The organism is Mycolicibacterium wolinskyi str. Jessa 2025 (genome assembly GCF_049241375.1).
GTDB classification, from domain to species: domain Bacteria; phylum Actinomycetota; class Actinomycetes; order Mycobacteriales; family Mycobacteriaceae; genus Mycobacterium; species Mycobacterium wolinskyi.
The window spans coordinates 4925753-4944127 of record NZ_CP185960.1 but is presented as its reverse complement, the minus strand read 5'-3'; the positions used below and the strand labels follow the sequence as shown (position 1 = coordinate 4944127).

17 protein-coding genes are annotated in these 18375 nt (G+C 67.0%); 8 read left to right on the top strand and 9 right to left on the bottom strand.

What is annotated here, in order from left to right:
• Nucleotides 1–59 precede the first annotated feature (59 nt).
• The 5 genes from ACOI2T_RS24485 to ACOI2T_RS24465 form a co-directional block, all read right to left on the bottom strand.
• Complete coding sequence (locus ACOI2T_RS24485; protein ID WP_234791007.1) at nt 60–197, bottom strand: CstA-like transporter-associated (seleno)protein; 138 nt, start codon at nt 195–197, stop codon at nt 60–62.
• Entirely contained in the window at nt 197–2503 is a 2307-nt protein-coding gene (locus ACOI2T_RS24480) for a carbon starvation CstA family protein (protein WP_409505515.1), read from the bottom strand. Before ACOI2T_RS24480 ends, ACOI2T_RS24485 begins: the two co-directional genes overlap by 1 nt.
• Nucleotides 2504–2595: 92 nt before the next feature.
• Nucleotides 2596–4131, bottom strand: coding sequence for an ATP-dependent DNA ligase (locus tag ACOI2T_RS24475; protein WP_409505514.1), 1536 nt, complete (start codon nt 4129–4131; stop codon nt 2596–2598).
• 21 nt (nt 4132–4152) lie between these two features.
• Entirely contained in the window at nt 4153–4521 is a 369-nt protein-coding gene (locus ACOI2T_RS24470) for a GatB/YqeY domain-containing protein (protein WP_409505513.1), read from the bottom strand.
• Between the two features lie 115 nt (nt 4522–4636).
• Nucleotides 4637–6157 (bottom strand): molybdopterin-dependent oxidoreductase, encoded by a 1521-nt coding sequence (locus ACOI2T_RS24465; protein WP_409505552.1) that lies wholly within the window; start codon nt 6155–6157, stop codon nt 4637–4639.
• A gap of 205 nt (nt 6158–6362) precedes the next feature.
• On the opposite strand from ACOI2T_RS24465, the gene ACOI2T_RS24460 reads away from it, so the two are divergent.
• Together ACOI2T_RS24460 and poxB are read left to right on the top strand one after the other, a co-directional pair.
• Nucleotides 6363–7130 (top strand): SDR family NAD(P)-dependent oxidoreductase, encoded by a 768-nt coding sequence (locus tag ACOI2T_RS24460; RefSeq protein ID WP_067857157.1) that lies wholly within the window; start codon nt 6363–6365, stop codon nt 7128–7130.
• 24 nt (nt 7131–7154) lie between these two features.
• Entirely contained in the window at nt 7155–8891 is a 1737-nt protein-coding gene (gene poxB / locus ACOI2T_RS24455; RefSeq protein ID WP_409505512.1) for a ubiquinone-dependent pyruvate dehydrogenase, read from the top strand.
• A 4-nt stretch (nt 8892–8895) separates the two neighbouring features.
• On the opposite strand, the gene ACOI2T_RS24450 is transcribed toward poxB, so the two are convergent.
• Nucleotides 8896–9570, bottom strand: coding sequence for a winged helix-turn-helix transcriptional regulator (locus ACOI2T_RS24450; RefSeq protein ID WP_409505511.1), 675 nt, complete (start codon nt 9568–9570; stop codon nt 8896–8898).
• 154 nt (nt 9571–9724) lie between these two features.
• Here ACOI2T_RS24450 and ACOI2T_RS24445 point away from each other — a divergent pair, with 154 nt between their 5' ends.
• A complete protein-coding gene (locus ACOI2T_RS24445; protein WP_409505510.1) occupies nt 9725–10543 on the top strand; it encodes a class I SAM-dependent methyltransferase in 819 nt (272 codons plus the stop codon).
• 23 nt (nt 10544–10566) lie between these two features.
• The gene (locus ACOI2T_RS24440) at nt 10567–11628 is read left to right on the top strand and encodes a phosphotransferase family protein (protein WP_085145181.1); all 1062 of its coding nucleotides are present in this window, start codon (nt 10567–10569) and stop codon (nt 11626–11628) included.
• Nucleotides 11629–11705: 77 nt separating this feature from the next.
• Here ACOI2T_RS24440 and ACOI2T_RS24435 read toward each other — a convergent pair whose 3' ends face one another.
• From ACOI2T_RS24435 to ACOI2T_RS24425, 3 genes are all read right to left on the bottom strand, one after another.
• Complete coding sequence (locus ACOI2T_RS24435; RefSeq protein ID WP_409505509.1) at nt 11706–12467, bottom strand: sulfite exporter TauE/SafE family protein; 762 nt, start codon at nt 12465–12467, stop codon at nt 11706–11708.
• 82 nt (nt 12468–12549) lie between these two features.
• On the bottom strand, nt 12550–13518 hold the full coding sequence (locus ACOI2T_RS24430) for an isopenicillin N synthase family dioxygenase (RefSeq protein WP_409505508.1): 969 nt from the start codon (nt 13516–13518) through the stop codon (nt 12550–12552).
• Nucleotides 13519–13550: 32 nt separating this feature from the next.
• Nucleotides 13551–14714 (bottom strand): nitrate ABC transporter substrate-binding protein, encoded by a 1164-nt coding sequence (locus ACOI2T_RS24425; RefSeq protein ID WP_409505507.1) that lies wholly within the window; start codon nt 14712–14714, stop codon nt 13551–13553.
• A gap of 301 nt (nt 14715–15015) precedes the next feature.
• On the opposite strand from ACOI2T_RS24425, the gene ACOI2T_RS24420 reads away from it, so the two are divergent.
• From ACOI2T_RS24420 to ACOI2T_RS24405, 4 genes are read left to right on the top strand one after another with little or no spacing between them, the layout of a single operon-like run.
• Nucleotides 15016–15780 (top strand): ABC transporter ATP-binding protein, encoded by a 765-nt coding sequence (locus tag ACOI2T_RS24420; protein WP_409505551.1) that lies wholly within the window; start codon nt 15016–15018, stop codon nt 15778–15780.
• The gene (locus tag ACOI2T_RS24415) at nt 15777–16646 is read left to right on the top strand and encodes an ABC transporter permease (RefSeq protein WP_409505506.1); all 870 of its coding nucleotides are present in this window, start codon (nt 15777–15779) and stop codon (nt 16644–16646) included. The genes ACOI2T_RS24420 and ACOI2T_RS24415 overlap by 4 nt, the downstream gene beginning before the upstream one ends.
• A 25-nt stretch (nt 16647–16671) precedes the next feature.
• Nucleotides 16672–17733 carry an isopenicillin N synthase family dioxygenase gene (locus ACOI2T_RS24410; protein WP_409505505.1) on the top strand — a complete coding sequence of 354 codons (1062 nt, stop codon included), beginning with the start codon at nt 16672–16674 and terminating at the stop codon, nt 17731–17733.
• Nucleotides 17730–18374: a GntR family transcriptional regulator gene (locus ACOI2T_RS24405; RefSeq protein WP_409505504.1), complete on the top strand. Its 645-nt coding sequence runs from the start codon at nt 17730–17732 to the stop codon at nt 18372–18374. The genes ACOI2T_RS24410 and ACOI2T_RS24405 overlap by 4 nt, the downstream gene beginning before the upstream one ends.
• Nucleotide 18375 lies beyond the last annotated feature (1 nt).

Here is an 18375-nt window from a genome sequence, read left to right as displayed (position 1 = left end):
GGGCGACAGTTTAGCGGAATGTCGTCCTGCCAGGACAGGTGATCGCGCAGATTCGACCGTCAGCAGCAGCGTGCCGACGGGTTCGCATCCGTGTTGCGGTGGCGCATCTTCCAGTAGTCGCGCTCGGAGAGCACCGGCTCACCGGGATGGGTGCGGGCCCGGTGCTCGACGTACCGCCGATAGTGGTTGTCGCCCATCAATGTGCCCCAGTACCAGCCGATTTGGCGTGCGGCCGCGCGTGCGCGCCGGGCAATGCGTCCCACTGTTTACCCACCTCCTTTTCCGCCGAAGTCGGGATCAGGCCGGATGGTGCGAAGATGCGCGATGGCACGGGCTCGTCCTCGGTCATCGGTTTACCGGTGCCTTGAATCGCTCTGAGGGCCACGATGACACCGGCCACGAACACGATGATCACGAGCAGCGCGAACACGATTGACAGGGTGCCCTGGATGAACGTGTTGCGGATGACGTCGCTGATCTCATCGGGATTCTTCGCCGCCCCGAACGTCGTCGCACCCGCCTCCTGCGCCTCGCGATAACGGAAATGCTGCGTCCAGTAGCCCACCCGGGGATCGCCGGAGAAGATCTTCTGCCAGGACGCCGTCAGCGTGACGATGAGATCCCACACCAGCGGAATCGCGGGAATCCACGCCCATTTCAGCAAGCCCTTCTTGATGACCACCACGGTGACCACCGTCAGCGCGATCGCGGCCAGAAGCTGGTTGGCGATGCCGAACAACGGGAAAAGGGTATTGATGCCGCCGAGCGGATCGGTGACACCCATCAGCAAGATGCTGCCCCAGCCGGCGACCACCAGCACGCTGCAGATCCAGGCGCCGACGCGCCAGCTCGGATCCTTGAGCTTGCGCAGCGGCCCCCCGAGGTTGCTCAGGCCGTCCGACAACATGAACCGGGCCACCCGGGTGCCGGCGTCGACGGTGGTGAGAATGAACAGCGCTTCGAACATGATCGCGAAGTGATACCAGAAGGCTTTGAGCCCTTCGCCGCCGAAGACCTGATGCAGTACCTCGGATATGCCGATCGCGAGTGTCGGGGCGCCGCCGGTACGGGATACGATCGACTCCTCGCCGACGTCTTCGGCGGCCTGGGTGATCTGCTCGGGCGTGATGTCGGGCCCGGACAATCCGAGGCTGTTGGCATAGGCGGCTGCGGTTTCCGCCGTGCCACCGGTCTGGGCCGTCGGTGCGTTGAGGGTGAAGTACAGATGCTGGTTGAGGATCGCCGCGGTGATCAGTGCCATGATCGCGACGAACGACTCGGTGAGCATGCCACCGTAGCCGATGAGCCGCATCTGACTTTCCTTCTCCACCAACTTCGGTGTGGTGCCCGATGAGATCAGGGCATGGAAGCCCGACAGGGCACCGCAGGCAATGGTGATGAACAGGAACGGGAACAGCGAACCCGCGAACACCGGGCCGTCGCCGCGCGTCGCGAAGTCGGAGATCGCCGGGGCTTGCATGACGGGTTGGGCGATGAGGATGCCGATCGCGAGCAGCGCGATGGTGCCCACTTTCATGAACGTGGACAGGTAGTCGCGGGGCGCCAGCAGCAGCCAGACCGGCAGCACCGAGGCGGCGAAGCCGTAGATGATGAGGCACCAGGACAGCGTCACCTTCGACAGCGTGAACCAGTCTGCACCCCAGTCTGTTTCGGCAACCCAGCCGCCGGCGACGACCGCGAGCAGCAGCAGGGCGACACCGATGAGCGACACCTCAGACACCCGGCCGGGGCGCAGGAAGCGCAGGTACACACCCATGAACAGCGCGATGGGGATCGTCATCGCAATCGAGAAGACGCCCCACGGGCTCTCGGCGAGCGCGCCGACCACCACCAGCGCCAGCACCGCGAGCAGAATCACCATGATGGCCAGGACGCCGACGATCGCGGCCACGCCACCGACGGCGCCGAGTTCGTCGCGGGCCATCTGACCCAGCGACCGGCCACGGCGGCGGGTCGAGATCGACAGCACGAGATAGTCCTGCACACAACCGGCCAACACCGCACCGATGATGATCCAGATCGTGCCTGGCAGATAACCCATCTGCATCGCGAGGACCGGGCCGACGAGCGGGCCCGCGCCGGCGATCGCGGCGAAGTGGTGACCGAACAGCACCCGGCGATCGGTCGGCATGTAGTCGGTGCCGTTCTCGAAAAGCTCGGCCGGAGTGGCGTTGTCGTCACGGGGCTTGACGATCTTCATCTCGATCAGCCGCGCGTAGAACCGGAATCCGATGACGTAGGTACAGATCGCGGCGATCACGAACCAGACCGCGTTGACCGTCTCCCCGCGGAAGAACGCGATGACGGCCCAGGCCACCGCACCCACCAGTGCGATGATCGCGAAGATGATCTTGTGCTTGGTGGTGATCGGCGAGCGGTCGATGATCGCCACCGGCGGCAGATCTTTGTCCGTGCGGATATAGGTGATGTCGCCGTCGTGCTCCTCGATGCGATCCGCCGTTGGGGCATCAGGTGTAGCCACGGTCTCTCCTCGCTGGCCCGGTGTCGTGTGCGTATCGATTCCGATCCTTGCATCGCACGAAACGATGCGGCTGTAATTCCCGGTATCGAGTGTTATCCGCCGCGCTCGTAAAATGCGCGGACGGTGTCGACCGTATCGGCCTCGGCCGGCGCCTTGTCGTCGCGGTATCGCAGGACCCGCGCGAATCGCAATGCCATCCCGCCCGGATACCGCGTGGATTTCTGCACACCGTCGAATGCGATCTCGACGACCTGCTCGGGCCGCACCTTGACGACGTAGCCGTCGGTCGGGCCGTCGGCCAGCTCGGTGAAGCGAGTGGTCTGCCAATCGAGCATGGCGTCGGTCATGCCCTTGAACGTCTTGCCCAGCATGACGAAACCGCCGTTGGCCGGATCGCGGGCGCCCAGATGGATATTCGACAGTTTGCCGGTGCGCCGACCCGAGCCCCACTCGACGGCGAGGACCACCAGATCCAGAGTGTGCACAGGCTTGACCTTCAGCCAGCCCGCACCCCGCCGGCCGGCTTCGTACGGTGCCGTCGGCGACTTCGCCATCACGCCTTCGTGCCCGGCAGCCAAGGTGCGGTCGAGGAATTCTTGTGCCGCGCCGGCTTCCGTCGTCACCAGGCGGTCGACGCGCTGCGCAGCCGGCACGATCGCGTCGAGTGCCGCGAGCCGCTCGTGGGTGGGCAGGTCGAGCAGATCCCGACCGTCGACATGCAACAGGTCGAAGAAGAACACCGACAGCGGCTCGAGGTCGCGCGGGTTCTTGCTGCCGAACCTGGCTGCGGTGACCTGAAATCGGTGCGGGCGACCGTCCGGGCGCAACGCGATGGCTTCGGCGTCGGCGATCAGCTCACTGGCCGGCAGTGCCCGCGTCGCCTCGACCACCTCGGGCAGGCGCGAGGTCACGTCGTCGAGGCTGCGGGTGTAGACCGACACCTCGGCGCCCTTGCGGTGGATCTGTACCCGTGCGCCGTCGAGCTTCGCCTCCAGAACGGCTTTGCCGCCAAGCCGTTCCAGCGCATCTGCGACGCCCGTCGCGGTCTGCGCGAGCATCGGCCCGACCGGACGGCCGACCTGCAAACGGAACTCGTTAAGGGCGGCGCTGCCGCCGGTGAGCGCGGCGGCGGCGACCGCGGGCAGGTCACCGGCCAGCATCGCCGCGCGCCGGACCTCGGGTGCGGGGATGCCCGCGGCCTTGGCGACTGCGTCGGCCATGACCCCGGCCAGGGCGCCCTGGCGCAACTCGCCGCTGAGCAACCGGCGCAGGAACGTCTGCTCGGTGTCGGTGGCGGTGCTGAACAGGTCGCGTACGAGCTCGGCCCGCCGGGCCTGCGAGCCCTTGCCGGAGACCCCGCCGATCTCGCTGAACCGCGCGTCGACGTCGACGACGGTCAGCGTGGCTGTCGCTGCGGGCGCGGGCAGCGAACGCAACGCCGCCCAACCGACCCCGATCTGGCGCTGCGGCAGTTCGCCGGACAGCCACGACACGGTGACCGCCACGGCCCGGGCATCGCCGTCGCCGGCGACGTGGGTCAGCAGTGTGGCGATGCGGCCGATCTTCGCCAGCCGCGCCGAAGCCGCCGCGACGTCGGTGGAGGCAGCAGCGACTTCGGCGAGCAACATCCCCTCAGCGTGCCACGGTGCTCAGACATCGCCGAGGGCTTCGGCGAGCACCTCGGCCTGTGAGCGAAGATCGGCCGCTTGGGTGTGGTGACCGCCTGCGGTGTATTGCTCTGCGGCGGCGAGGCGTTCGTCGATCTCGGCCTGGATGAGGTCGCGGATCTCGCCGTCGGTGAGTTCGCGGCGGGCGACCTCTCCCGCGCCGAGGCCCGACAGTGCGCCTGCGACGGGCCCGTCCATGTTCGCGTCGAGCGTGACGGCGTCGGGCGCCTCGGCGTTGTCGATCGCGCTCAGCGCCGAGCGGATCGCCGCGACGCGTGCGGTGTGACGCGCCTTGCGCGCTGACAGCAGGGACTGACGGAGCGTGTCGCGCCATTGCTGTGCCGGTGTCATGGCACGCCAACCTATGCGATGTGTTGCGCCGTGAGCGACCGCTTTTGTACGGCGAAATGCGGCGTGGCGCGGTACAGACACGGTCGCTCGCGGTGCGGGGTGATCAGAGGGGTGATCAGGTCACGTCGAAGGTGACGGTGTGCCAGCCGGTCGCGCCGTCGGGGACGGGGTCGGCGCGCTCCGCGGTCTGCACCGCGCCGGTGTTGTCGGTGGCGCGCACCGTGATGGTGTGCTCACCGGTTTCGGTGGCCGTCCAGTCGAAGCTCCACAACCGCCAGGTGTCAGCGGAGTAGGCAGCGCCCAACTCGGCCGCCGCCCAGTCGCCTTGCCGGTTCGGGCCGTCGATCTTGACCTCGACGGTGCGCACGCCGCGATTCTGGGCCCATGCGACGCCACCGAAGCGGACCGGCCCGCGGCTGACCTCCTGGCCGTCGCGGGGGACGTCGATGCGCGACTGGGTCTTGATCGGGCCGTGCGCGGCCCAGCCGAGCTTGGTCCAGTACGCCTCGGCGCGGTCGAATCGGGTCAGCTCCAGATCGACCACCCACTTGGTGGCCGACACGTAGCCGTACAACCCGGGCACCACGAGCCTGGCCGGATAACCGTGCTTGGGCGGTAGTGGCTCGCCGTTCATGCCGATCACCAACAGCGCGTCGCGGTCGTCGGTGAGTGCTTGCACCGGTGTGCCCGCGGTGAATCCGTCGATCGACGTCGAGAGCACCATGTCGGCATCCGGCGACACGCCGGCCTCGGCGAGTAGATCGCGGACGCGGTAGCCGGTCCAGCGGGCGGTCGAGATCAAGTCGCCGCCAACGACGTTGGACACGCACGTGAGGGTGACGACCTTTTCTACGACCTCGAACCGCTCCAGGTCGGCGAACCGGTAGACGACTTCGCGGTCGGTCATGCCGTGGATGCGCAGTGCCCAGTCGGCGCGGCTGAGCTGCGGCACGCTCAACGCGGTGTCGATCCGGTAGAACTGCGGCGTCGGGGTGACGAACGACGGCAGCGCCACATCCGCCGGTTGCACGGTCGGCGGTACGGGCGGCGCGGGAACCGCCGCGCGCGGCAGCGCGAACGCGTTGCGGTCGTCGGCCACCGATGCGGCGAGCCGCGACAGGACGGCGCCCGCCACACCCGTCACCGCGCCCGCGGTCAGGAACCCGAGGGTGACGAGTGAGAGCCGCCGGCCCGGGTCGAACCCGTCGTCGGGTTCGGCGTTCGCGGGCGGATCGCCGAATCGGCCTGACGTGAGCAGGCGCAGCACCGCGATACCGCACATCGCTCCGACGAGGGTCGGCACGATCGCCCACCCGGACGCGCCCGGGCGCGACAGCACGGCCGCACAGCCGAGCACACCGCCGAGGCCGATCGCGATGCTGCCGACCGGGACCCTGCGGGTTTCCCACGGGGCGGTGAGCGCGGCGATCACCGCGATGACCGCGAGCACGAGCAGCGTCAGCACCAGTTTGTCCGCGGTGCCGAATGTCGTGATGGCCCATTCCTTCACCGGGCCCGGTGTCAGGTCGATGACGGCCGAGCCGACCGCCGTACGCGCGTCGGCGGCGGGTCCGAACGGCACGGCGACGATCTCGGCGACACCGAGCGCGACGGCAGCGGCGGCGACGCCGGCCATCGGTGCCGCAGGACGGGTGCGATCCGGGGCCGGCGTGCTGAGCCCGCGATCTGCCATGGTCAAAACCTACCGCCGCGGCCGGCGTGCAGACCTTACGAAGTCGTGACATGTGCGTTTGCGCGCGGCCAGAACCCGAAAGCCTTACCGGAAGCCTCCATGGGTTAAGTTACTTTACGATTTCGGTCATTTTTGGAAAGGGAGCTAGATGGAGATCGAAGGCAAGAAGGCTGTCGTTGTCGGCGGCGCGTCCGGCTTCGGCCGGGCCACCGCGGAGGCGCTGGCCAAGCGTGGTGCCAGCGTCGCGGTGCTGGACCGGCCGCAGTCGAAGGGCCAGGAAGTGGCCGACCAGATCGGCGGCTCGTTCTTCGAAGTCGACGTCACCGACTTCGCGGGCACCGAGGAGACCCTGCAGCGCGCGGTCGACGCATTGGGCGGCCTGCACATCGCGGTGACGACGGCGGGCGGCGGCATCGGCGAACGCACGATCAAGAAGGACGGCCCGCACAGCCTCGATTCGTTCCGGGCGAGCATCGACCTCAACCTCATCGGCACGTTCAACATCAGCCGGCTGGCGGCGTGGCACATGAGCAAGAACGAACCGGTCGACGCCGAGGCCGAGGAACGCGGCGTCATCATCAACACCGCCTCGATCGCGGCGTTCGAGGGCCAGATCGGTCAGGTCGCCTACACCGCGTCCAAGGCCGCGATCGCCGGAATGTGCCTGACCATGGCACGTGACCTCGGAAGCTTGGGCATTCGCGCGCTGGCGATCGCGCCGAGCCTGTTCGCGACGGGCCTCACCGAGGGCATCCCCGACGAGTTCGCCAACGTGCTGACCAAGGACGCCGCGTTCCCCAAGCGGCTGGGCCGGCCGGAGGAGTACGCCAAGCTCGCGGTGGCGATCGTGGAGAACGCGATGCTCAACGGCCAGTGCATCCGCTTGGACGCCGGCCAGCGCTTCGCCCCCAAGTAGGGGCGGCCGCGCTACGCTTCGGCCATGGCGACTGTCGCTGATCACGTCATCTCCGCGCTCAAGATCAGCGGCGTCCGCCGGGTCTACGGGCTTCCCGGTGACAGCCTCAACGGATTCACCGACGCCATTCGCCGCAGCGGTGACATCTCGTGGGAACACGTTCGCCACGAGGAGTCGGCGGCGTTCGCGGCCGCCGCCGACGCCGGCCTGACCGGGCAATTGGCGGTGTGTGCGGGCAGTTGCGGTCCGGGCAATCTGCATCTGATCAACGGCCTGTTCGACGCGCACCGCAGCCGCGTACCGGTGTTGGCGATCGCCGCGCACATTCCGCGCACCGAGATCGGCTCGGAGTATTTCCAGGAGACCCACCCGCAGGACCTGTTCCGCGAGTGCAGCGTCTATTGCGAACTCGTCAGCACTCCGGAGATGGCGCCGCGCATCCTGCAGATGGCCATGCGCGCCGCGGTCGAGGAGAACGGCGTCGCCGTCGTCGTCATCCCGGGTGAGATCTTCTTGCAGCGAGCCGCCGAGACCGAGTGGGCACTGCGGCCGGTGCTGCCGACTCGCTCGGTGATGCGCCCCGACGACGAGTCGCTGCGCCGGGCCGCCGACATTCTCAACGCCGCCAGGCACGTCACCATCCTCGGCGGGGCGGGCGTGGCCGGATCGCATGACGCGCTGATCCAACTCGCCACGATGCTGCAGGCGCCCATCGTGCATGCGTTGCGCGGCAAGGAGTTCATCGAATACGACAACCCGTTCGACGTCGGGATGACCGGGCTGCTCGGGTTCGCCTCCGGCTACAAGGCCATCAAGGAGGCCGACACGCTGCTGATGCTCGGCACCGACTTCCCGTATCAGCAGTTCTATCCCGAGGGCGCCAAAATCATCCAGGTCGACATCCGCGGCCGCAACCTCGGCAGGCGTACCCCGATCGACCTCGGCCTGCGCGGAACCGTCAAAGACACGCTGGCCGCGCTCATGCCGCTGCTGCGACCCAAACAGGACCGCGAACACCTCGAGCGGGCGCTGTCGCACTACCGCAAGACCCGCAAATCGCTCGACGCCCTTGCGGTCAACGACCGCGACCGCACCCCGATCCGGCCCGAATACGTTGCTGGCCTTGCCAACCGGCTCGCGGCCGACGACGCCGTGTTCACCTGCGACGTCGGATCGCCGGTGGTCTGGGCGGCGCGATACCTGACGATGAACGGCAGGCGCCGCCTCATCGGCTCGTTCAACCACGGCACGATGGCGAACGCCTTGCCGCACGCGATCGGTGCGCAGACCGCGTTCCCCAACCGGCAGGTGGTTGCGCTGGCCGGTGACGGTGGCTTGACGATGCTGTTCGGCGAACTCGTCACGCTCATCCAGAACCGCCTGCCGGTCAAGCTGATCGTCTTCAACAACTCGTCGCTGAACTTCGTCGAACTGGAGATGAAGGCGGCGGGCATCGTCACGTTCGGTACCGATCTGGTGAACCCGGACTTCGCCGCGGTCGCGCAGTCGATGGGTGTCTTCGGCAGGCGGGTGACCGAACCGAGCCACCTCGAAACGGCGCTGCGCGAGGCGTTCTCCCACGACGGGCCGGCCGTCGTCGACGTCGTCACCGCACGCCAAGAGCTCTCGATACCTCCGGCAATAACCGCCGAACAGGCCAAAGGCTTTTCGTTGTACGCGATCCGCACCATCCTGGCCGGCCGCGCCGACGAACTACTCGACCTCGTCAGTACCAACGTCGCGCGCCGGCTCCTGGACTGAGTGCTCAGGCCGGTCGCGGAATCGCCGCCGACAGGCTCTGCCCGAGCCACTTCGGGATGGCGCGACGGACTTCGGCGGACCCCGAGAGCGCGACGCTTCCGTCGAGCACCGCATGCGACCAACCGACATCGCCCCGCCAGATGCGGGTGAGCGTGGCGAGGGTGGTTTCGACCGTGCCGGTGACGTCATAGCCGGGATCGAAGTCACACACATCGGCCTGACCGTCGGCTACCACCAACCACCAACGCGACGCCCTCGGCGCCACACCGTCGAGAATGAACGCGACGGTGGTGCGCGTCCGTGGCCAGTCGTCGATGGGAATCGTGCGGCGCATGTCCCAGAAGAGGAGGTGCGGGTCGAGGTCTTCCTCGCCGAGGTCGCCGATCCACCGCACCCCCCATGCGCCGAGCGCATCGACGACACCGGCCAGCTCCCGCCCGCACGGCGTGAGGGAATACGTTGCTCGGCCGTCGATCTCGCTGCGTTCGATGACGCCGGCGCGGGTGAGCGACTTCAGTCGCTTCGACAACAGGGCAGGCGACATCTTCGGCACGCCGCGGCGCAGATCGTTGAAGTGGGTGCTGCCCAGTAGCAGCTCACGGACCACGAGCAAGGTCCAACGCTCATCGAGAAGTTCCATGGCCTTGGCCACGGGGCAGAACTGACCGTAGGTCGACATCGGCGACACCTCCAGGAGACCCTGCGCATAAGTACACCGCTGATAGCCGCCGAAGCCAATACAGATTTTGAACCACCCCCAGTACAGATCTGGTACTGGACCGCACGGGCAGCCGGCGTGACGATGGTCGCAACCGTCTGAGAGGAGCCCTCCCATGAACTCCGTGATATCCGATCGCGAGATAGCGACCAAACATCGCGCCATGTGGGCGTCCGGCGACTATCCGAAACTCGCCGCCGAACTCGTATCACCACTCGGCCCCGTCCTGGTGCAAGCCTGCGGCATCGGCCCGGGCGACCGCGTGCTCGACGTGGCCGCCGGGACCGGAAACGCGGCGATCCCCGCCGCGCAGACCGGCGCCAGCGTCATTGCCAGTGACCTGTGTCCGGAGCTACTCGAGCATGGGCGAGCGCTGGCTGCCGAGCGCGGCGCCGAACTCGAATGGCGGGAGGCCAACGCACATCAATTGCCGTTCGGGAACGACGAATTCGACGTCGTCATGTCGTGCATCGGCGTGATGTTCGCGCCGTTCCACCAACAGGCCGCCGACGAATTGATCCGGGTGTGCAAACCGGGTGGCAGGCTGGGTGTGCTCAGCTGGACCCCCGAGGGGCACATCGGGCGGCTGTTCGCGACGATGAAACCCTATGTGCCCGCGCCGCCGCCCGGCGCGCAGCCGCCTCCGCTGTGGGGCCAAGAGGACCATGTGCGTGGGCTGCTCGGCGACCGGGTCGGCGATGTCGTCACCGAACGGCGCACGCTGACCGTCGACCACTTCGCCGACGGCGCCGCCTTCCGCGACTACTTCAAGTCCGTGTACGGGCCCACGATCGCGGCGTACCGCAACATCGAGGGAAACGAGGACCGCGTCGCGGCGCTCGACGCCGACATCGCGCGCATCGGCGATGATTTCCTGCAGGGTGGCTCGTCGATGGAGTGGGAGTACTTGTTGGTGACCGCCCGCAAGAACTGAAGGACGGCTGGCACGATGTCTGCATGCCCGGTGATGTGCAGCAGCTGCCAACGTTGAGCGATACCGATCAGGCCGCGCTTCAGCGGTGGGTTCGGGCGCAGGGAATCGGGTCGCGGGTGACCGATGTGGCGCCGCTGACCGGGGGAACGCAGAACATCGTCGTGCGGCTGCACCTGGACGGACGGCCGATGGTGCTGCGCCGCCCACCCGTGCATCCCCGCCCCACGAGCGACAAGACGATGATGCGTGAGATCGCCGTGCTGCGCACCCTGGCCGGGTCGGGCGTTCCCCATCCCGGCTTCATCGCCGGCTGCACCGACCTCGACGTGCTCGGCGTGGTGTTCTACCTGATGGAAGAGGTTGACGGCTTCAACCCCGGGAACGAAGTGGCGCCGGCGTACCAGGATGCGGGTATGCGCCACCGCGTCGGCCTGTCATACGCGGGCAGTTTGGCGCAGCTCGGCAACGTGGCGTGGGAGAACAGCGAGCTTGCGGCGATCCGGCGGCCGGGATCCTTTCTGGCACGCCAGGTTCCGCAGTTTCTGAAGCTGCTGGAGAGCTACCGCCACGACGACTACCAGCCCGAATCGCTGACCGACGTGGGCGAGCTGGCTCGGTGGTTGGAAGACAACCGGCCACCGGACGGTGAGCCGGGCATCATGCACGGCGACGCGCACCTCAACAATGTGCTGCTGCGGCGTGAGGTGCCCGAGCTCGCCGCGTTCATCGACTGGGAGATGTGCACGGTCGGTGATCCACTGCTCGATCTGGGCTGGATGCTGGTGTGCTGGCCCCACGACCCCAATCCGATAAACGCCGGGGCTGCGCTTGCGGCACTGGGCGATCTGGCGGGCCGCGGTGAGCTGCTCGATGCGTACCGCGATGCCGGGGGACGCGAAACCTCAAGGCTCGACTGGTATGTGGCGCTGGCGTGTTTCAAGCTCGGCATCGTCATCGAGGGCACCTGGTCGCGTTACCTGGCCGGGCAGGCCAGCCGCGAAGCGGGTGAGCAGTTGCATGCGTCGGCCGAGAACCTCATCGCGCTCGGTACCCGGGTTACCAAGGGCGACAGTCCGTTCAGCTGACTTTTCTCCGGCCAGCAGACGCTGCCGTACCCAGGATGGCGCTTTCCCGGGTACCGGAGTGTCTGCTCGCGCGGGGGTCAGTAGGCGTCGAGGGCGAGTTTGACCGCCAGCGTCACCCCGGCCGCGCCGATGAGCACCCGCAGCGGCGTGGCCGGAGCGTGGCGTACGACGATCGGACCGAGCCGGCTGCCGATCAGGCATCCGAGGCCCAGCGGCGCCACCGCAGCCCAGTGCACCGGCGCGAATACCGCGAACGCGAGCGCCGCGACCGAGTTTGCGACCCCGAGGAGGACGTTCTTGCCCGCGTTGGCATGCGGTAGTGTCGCACCGCCCGCCCGCAACAACAGGGCCAACAACAGCACACCGGCCGCAGCGCCGAAATAGCCGCCGTAGATCGTGATCAAGAAGATCGCGCCGGCCTCGACCAGAACCTTGATCATGTGATCGCGATAGCTGGCGACCCGGGCTTCGCGATGTTCCTTGCGCGGCAGCAGGATTGCCACCGACGCGAACGCGAGTAGGAACGGCACCACCTTCTCGAAGCCCTCGGCCGGCGTACACAGCAGTAGCGCCGCACCGGTAGCGCCCCCGATTACGGCAATCGGAACGACGCGTTTGAGCCACGCACCCTGGCCCGCCAGTTCGGGCCGCGATCCCCACACCGAGCCGATGCCGTTGAACACCATCGCCACGGTGTTGGTCACATTCGCCGTCACCGGTGGCAAGCCGACCAACAGCAAGGCGGGATAGGTGGCCACCGACGCCAGCCCGGCGATGCTGCCGGCCAATCCGCCGGCGATCCCGGCGACGAACAGCAGCGCGATGTCCGCGAAGGTCATGCGCTGGTCTGAGTGGTCGGGATACAGGGAAGCATCCCGATACGCTACTGTCCCCGCACACGCTGCCCGACGGCCGGTCCGGCTACCTGGTGAAGTTCGCTGTGATGCGTTGTTGCAGGTAGTCTTTCGCGCTGATCGGTGGATACTCCCGGTGCGGGCCCGCGATCATGACCTCGCTGTTGGCCTGAGCGAAGAATGCGATGCTGTAGCGCGCTCCGCGGTGCTCATCAGGTCCGGGGCTGCGCACACGGTGAAAGTTCGACGGCAGCGCATCGTCACTCCACCGCATCAGCATGTCGCCGATATTGCAGGTGATCACGTCGTCGGACGGTTCGATCGGCGTCCACTCCTGCTCGGCGGACTCTTTGCCTGGGCACACCTGCAAGCCGCCCTGGCCGGCGCGCTGAAACAGCAGTGTGAGGCAGTCGAAGTCGGTGTGGGCCCCCGCCCGCCACATTCCGTCGAGGTCGGCGTCGGCCGGCACGGCGAAGTAGTGCAACAGTCGTAGCGTGCTCTGGTAGGTCGCCGACGAAGGGTCGTGGGCGCGGGTGAAGAAGTCACGGTCGAAGCCCAGCTTGTCGGCGAAGAGCGAGAGCAGCTCCATCGCCAATGCCCAGCACTTGTGCTCGAAGTCCAGCATCGTCTCCTGGAACCCGGCCAGTTCCTCGGCCGTCGGCCACAGCCCGTCCATGTCGGACAGGCTGACCTGGTAGGACTCCTTCTGGTCGGGTGTTCCGACCGAGGGGCGGATCTGCGTCAGGCTCTCCCAGCCGGAGTTGAACCGCTTCGGCCGGCGTGCCTTGACGTCGTCGGGCAGTGTGAAGAACGCCTCGGCCATCGCGAACGCGCGCCCTACGTCGTCCAGGTCGATACCGTGGTCGACGACCTGGAAGAAGCCGATATCCGTTGCTGCCGACCACAATTCGTCGGCAATGTCGGCGCGTCGGGTATCGAGGCCGGCCAGGGAGATGCGCCGGACCTCGCGGGCTCGTTCGGTGCCCAGCCCGCCCATACCGCGCTCACGCTGCAGTTCGGTCATGTCAGATGTCATCGAAAGATGCCTCTCAGGTGGTCGTGGCGCCGTCAGCCGATGGAGATGGACTTGTCGGTGAACTGGTTGGTGAAAAGGTCTGCGGCGGAGGTGGTGTCGGGGACGTCGTTGCCGGTGGCCGCGAGCACCGGTCGGAGGTCATCGACGTTGCGCTGCACGCGGGCCTCGTCGTAGACGCCGAACGCACCGCTGTCCTCGTTGGCCATAAGCCCCTTGTCCGTGAGCAGCTTTGCGCTGTAGGCGGCCTCGGCCTCGGTGTAGGGGGAGTACGTGGGATCCTGCCCGACCACGTCGACGATGACCTTGTTGGTTTCCTCCGGCGCGGCGACGTAGTCGACGCCGGATTGCTGGATGATGGGCACGAGCCTCTGCAGGCACGGTGCGAACTGCTGTAGGCGGTCGGCGCGGACGACGACGTTGGATGCGTAGATGTCATAGCCGACGTCTTTGATGAGCCCGTAGGCGACCGGCCGGCTCCAGGCAGGGGTGTCGAACTCATAGGTGTAGGGCTCCGAATTCGCAAAACCTTGCTGTGCGAACGTCGGGTCGCCGACGAAGCGCGACGGCGCCCCGTCATAACTGGTGTCGATCTGCGATTGCTTCAGCAGGCCCTTGCTCACCATCCACTGCGGGAAGATCTGGTCCTTGGACACCACGACGGTGGTGTCTGTTTTGCCGATGTCGGCCACCGACGACCACTGCGGGTGGCTCTGCGGATCCCACATCAGGATGGCGGGACTGTACTTCAGCAGCGGCGTCACACCGACCACCGGCTGTTTGGCGGCCGCGGCGATCAACTGGTCGCCGTGCACGATGCCCAGCATCGCCGAATCATCCACATACATCTGGGATGTCACGGACTGAAAGCCGATGGCGGGGCCACCGGACTTCAGTGTCAACTCCACGCCGGTGTCCAAGCCGCCGGCCACCAGCGGGCCGGTCACCGACTTGCCGTCGGTGTCGACGCGGTAGCCCGGGCCCAGCATCGCGAACACCGCGCCCATGTCGGACTGTGGCTGCCACTGCAGTTGGATTCCGATGTTCTCCGGACAGACATCGGCGAGATTCGGGCCGCCGGCCGTCGGCGCGGATTGTGGTGCCTCGCCGGCATTCTCGGATGTATAGGCGCATGCCGACGTGACGAGAGCGGCAACGGCAAGAGTAATGGCACCGGCGCGGCGGGTGGACTTCGGCACGGGCTCTCCTCGGGATTGGTTTGGGGGTGCGGTCACGCTCGCAACCGTGGATTACATGCAGTCACCTCTTTCGTTTCATTCGTGTTACCGATCGCGCCGGCAGCTACGGACGCCTGGAATGCCTTGAAAATCCCAGTATCTCGGCCACTTGCTTACGTGTCTGTAACGCAGGGCAACCCGGACGTCATGCATGTAATCAATTCTGGGCCTACGCAGACGACAACGTGTTGCATGCAGATCGGAGAGTTCCGAAGTGCCCCTTGCCCCGTTCAAGCGCCCCGTCCGACAGTTGGCCGACCCGATGCATGAGGGCGACGCGAGCCGGCTCACCCGCAATCTGCGCGTTCTCTTCGCCGATGTGACCAAGCGCTTTTCCACCGGCACCGTCGCCATCGACCGCGTCGATCTGGAGATCGAACGCGGATCCTTCGTCGCAGTGGTCGGGCCCTCGGGCTGCGGCAAGTCCACGTTGTTGCGGATGGCGGCGGGACTGGAACGGCCCACCACCGGCTCGGTCGCCCTCGATACCGATTCGGTGGGATTCATCTTCCAGGAACCGACCCTGCTGCCGTGGCGTACGGTGCGCGCCAATGTCGAGTTGTCCGCAGAGCTCGGCAAGGTACCCCGATCGGACACCAAACGACGTGCCGCCGAGGCGATTTCGACAGTCGGCCTGCAACAGTTCGCCGACCAGTTGCCGAACTCCCTGTCCGGCGGCATGAAGATGCGGGTTTCGCTCGCCCGAGCCCTGACCCTCTCACCTCAGCTGATGCTGCTCGACGAGCCGTTCGGTGCCCTCGACGAGATGACGCGGCTGGACATGCAGGTGGAACTGCAACGCCTCTACACCCAACAGCAATTCACGGCCATGTTCGTCACGCACTCGGTCGCCGAGGCGGTGTACCTGGCCAACCGGGTGGTCGTGATGACCCCGCGACCCGGCCGCATCGCCGGCGTCATCGACATCGACTTCCCCTATCCGCGTACGCCCGACCTGCGCTTCGACGCACGCTTCACCGGATACGTGGAACAGGTTTCGGGCATGCTGCATGGGAGGGAACGATGACCGCGATCGGAACCCTGCTCGGCGCGTCGGTGCGGCCCCGCAGCCTCACCTTGGCCCCATCCCGGACCGGTCGAAAAGGCCGGCGAATGGTGGTCGCGGTGGGTTACCCGCTGCTGTCCCTTCTCGGCGCCCTGGCGGCGTGGTCGGCGGTCAGCTACGGGATCCTCTCGCCGCAACGGCGTTTCCTGCTGCCGCCACCCATCGATGTGCTGCGTGATTCGCTGCTCAACCCGGCTGCGCTGCGGCCGATGCTGGCCGCGTTGTCGATCACCGCCCAAGTGACCGCGGTCGGATTCCTCGTCGCGGTCGTGGTCGGCGTCGGCACCGGAATACTCATGAGCCAGGCCCGCTGGATCGAACGGATCATCTACCCGTATGCGGTGGTGATCCAGGTGATTCCGATCCTGGCGATCGTCCCGCTGATCGGCCTGTGGTTCGGCTACGGGATGGCGGCGCGCACCCTGGTGTGCGTGCTGATCGCGGTGTTCCCGATCATCACCAACACCCATTTCGGGATCCGGTCGGTGAACCGGGGCCTGCACGAACTGTTCACCCTGTCGGGCGCGTCGCGCTGGGACCGGCTGGTGAAACTCGAACTGCGCGCGGCACTCCCGACGATCCTGACCGGTATCACCACCGCCTCCGGCCTCGTGGTGGTGGGCGCCATCATCGGCGACATGTTCTTCGCGAAAGGCCAGCCCGGCATCGGCACGCTTCTCGACGTGTACCGCGGCCGTCTGCAATCCGACGATCTCATCGCCGCGATCGTGCTCGCCTCCGTGTTCGGTGTGCTGGTTTTCGGCGCGATGCGCGTCTTCACCCGGTGGGCCGTGGGCAGCTGGCACGAATCCGCACAACGTCTCTGACCGACCTACGAGCAAAGGAACCACCATGACCACGCGCGAATTCGCGGTGCCCGTGATCGACATCGCCCCCTACCTTCGCGGCGGCGAGGCCACGTCGGACGCCGAATGCGCCCGGGTGGCACGAGAATTCGACGCCGCGTGCCGCGAGCCCGGGTTCATGCAGATCGTCGGGCACGGACTGGATCCCGAAACGGTCACCGGCCTGACGGCGGCGCTCGACGAGTTCTTCGCGCTGCCACTCGATGTCAAGAAGCGGTATCGCCGCGATCCGGCCGCCAACCGCGGCTATTCCCCGCCGAAGAGCGAATCGTTGAGCATGAGCCTGGGCATCGCGGCGGCCAACAAGATGAACGACTACTACGAGGCCTACACCGTCGGCACCGAAGCGTCGTCGTTCCCGGATCACGACCTGCCCGACAACGGTTATGCCGCCAACAACTGGCCGGAGGCCGCACCGGGATTTCAGCCCGGGGTGATGCAGTACTTCACCCGAGCGCAGGACCTCGCGCGGATTCTCATGCGGGTGGTCACCGACGCGCTCGGCTTGTCGAAGGGCTATTTCGACCCGATGATCGACCATTCGATCGAGGTGTTGAAGATGAACAATTTCGCTCTGCCAGAAGGGGATACCGAGTTCGCCGGTGACCTCACCGGCATGGGTGCACACTCGGATTTCGGCATCCTGACGATCCTGTGGGCCGATCAGGTGCCGGGGCTGCAGGTGCTCGACCGCGACGGTGGGTGGCACGATGTGATGCCCGCCGACGGCGCGCTGTTGATCAACCTCGGCGACGCCATGGCGCGTTGGACGAACGACCGGTGGATGTCGACGATCCATCGGGTCGACCCGCCGGTGCGTGACGGGCGTATCCAGCGCCGCCGGTCTGCCGCGTTCTTCTTCGACGGCAACTACGACGCGGTGCTCGAAGCGCTGCCGGGCACGTTGGCACCGGGTGAGGTTGGGTATGAGCCGATCACCGTGGCCGAGAACATCGCGATGAAGGTGGCTGGTCTGCGTACCGGTGTGGCGCCGGAGGCTTCCCTGCGGGAGGCGGCGCGGGTCGCGGCTGCGAGTGATCGGCGGTGACGGACCCCGATCGGACCCTGCTCAACGACTCGGTCCACGATGCCTTGCAGGAGCTGATCTTCAGCGGTGAGCTGCCGCCGGGCAGCCCGCTGAGCGTGCCGGCCCTGGCGGCGCAGCTCAACGTGAGCCGCACCCCGGTCCGGGAAGCCGTGCAACAGTTGATCTATGAGGGGCTGGCCACCCACACCCGCAACGCCGGGGCCAGGGTTGCCTCGCTGGACGCCGCCGCTGTCAAAGGGGTCTTCGAGGTCCGCGAGGTTCTCGACGGCCTTGCGGCGCACAGTGCCACACTGATGGCCGGCCGCGCCACCGTCGAGCAGCTGACGAAAATGGTGCAGGTACAACGAGATCTGCTCGACGAGCCGCCGGACCAACGCCGCGACGCGGCCCTGGACCTGCAGTTCCACACCCTGATCCGCGAGACGTCGGCCAACCGTTCGCTGTGTGACGCGCTGGCGCGGCTCGACGGTCAGGCGCATCTGTACCGCTCCGACATGTGGGTCACCGAACTCAACCGGCGCCTGGCGGTCGCCGAGCACGAGCGCATCGTCACGGCGATCGAGGCCGGCGACGCCGAAGGCGCCCGTACGGCCGCCAGCGCCCATGTCGCCGGACTGTACGTGCGCACCCGCAGGTCATGAG

Coding starts and splice junctions, on each gene's coding strand:
- ACOI2T_RS24485 (WP_234791007.1), bottom strand. CDS start 197: ATGGGCGACAACCACTATCGGCGGTACGTCGAGCACCGGGCCCGCACC.
- ACOI2T_RS24475 (WP_409505514.1), bottom strand. CDS start 4,131: ATGTTGCTCGCCGAAGTCGCTGCTGCCTCCACCGACGTCGCGGCGGCT.
- ACOI2T_RS24470 (WP_409505513.1), bottom strand. CDS start 4,521: ATGACACCGGCACAGCAATGGCGCGACACGCTCCGTCAGTCCCTGCTG.
- ACOI2T_RS24465 (WP_409505552.1), bottom strand. CDS start 6,157: ATGGCCGGCGTCGCCGCCGCTGCCGTCGCGCTCGGTGTCGCCGAGATC.
- ACOI2T_RS24460 (WP_067857157.1), top strand. CDS start 6,363: ATGGAGATCGAAGGCAAGAAGGCTGTCGTTGTCGGCGGCGCGTCCGGC.
- poxB (WP_409505512.1), top strand. CDS start 7,155: ATGGCGACTGTCGCTGATCACGTCATCTCCGCGCTCAAGATCAGCGGC.
- ACOI2T_RS24450 (WP_409505511.1), bottom strand. CDS start 9,570: ATGTCGACCTACGGTCAGTTCTGCCCCGTGGCCAAGGCCATGGAACTT.
- ACOI2T_RS24445 (WP_409505510.1), top strand. CDS start 9,725: ATGAACTCCGTGATATCCGATCGCGAGATAGCGACCAAACATCGCGCC.
- ACOI2T_RS24440 (WP_085145181.1), top strand. CDS start 10,567: ATGCCCGGTGATGTGCAGCAGCTGCCAACGTTGAGCGATACCGATCAG.
- ACOI2T_RS24435 (WP_409505509.1), bottom strand. CDS start 12,467: ATGACCTTCGCGGACATCGCGCTGCTGTTCGTCGCCGGGATCGCCGGC.
- ACOI2T_RS24430 (WP_409505508.1), bottom strand. CDS start 13,518: ATGACATCTGACATGACCGAACTGCAGCGTGAGCGCGGTATGGGCGGG.
- ACOI2T_RS24420 (WP_409505551.1), top strand. CDS start 15,016: ATGCATGAGGGCGACGCGAGCCGGCTCACCCGCAATCTGCGCGTTCTC.
- ACOI2T_RS24415 (WP_409505506.1), top strand. CDS start 15,777: ATGACCGCGATCGGAACCCTGCTCGGCGCGTCGGTGCGGCCCCGCAGC.
- ACOI2T_RS24410 (WP_409505505.1), top strand. CDS start 16,672: ATGACCACGCGCGAATTCGCGGTGCCCGTGATCGACATCGCCCCCTAC.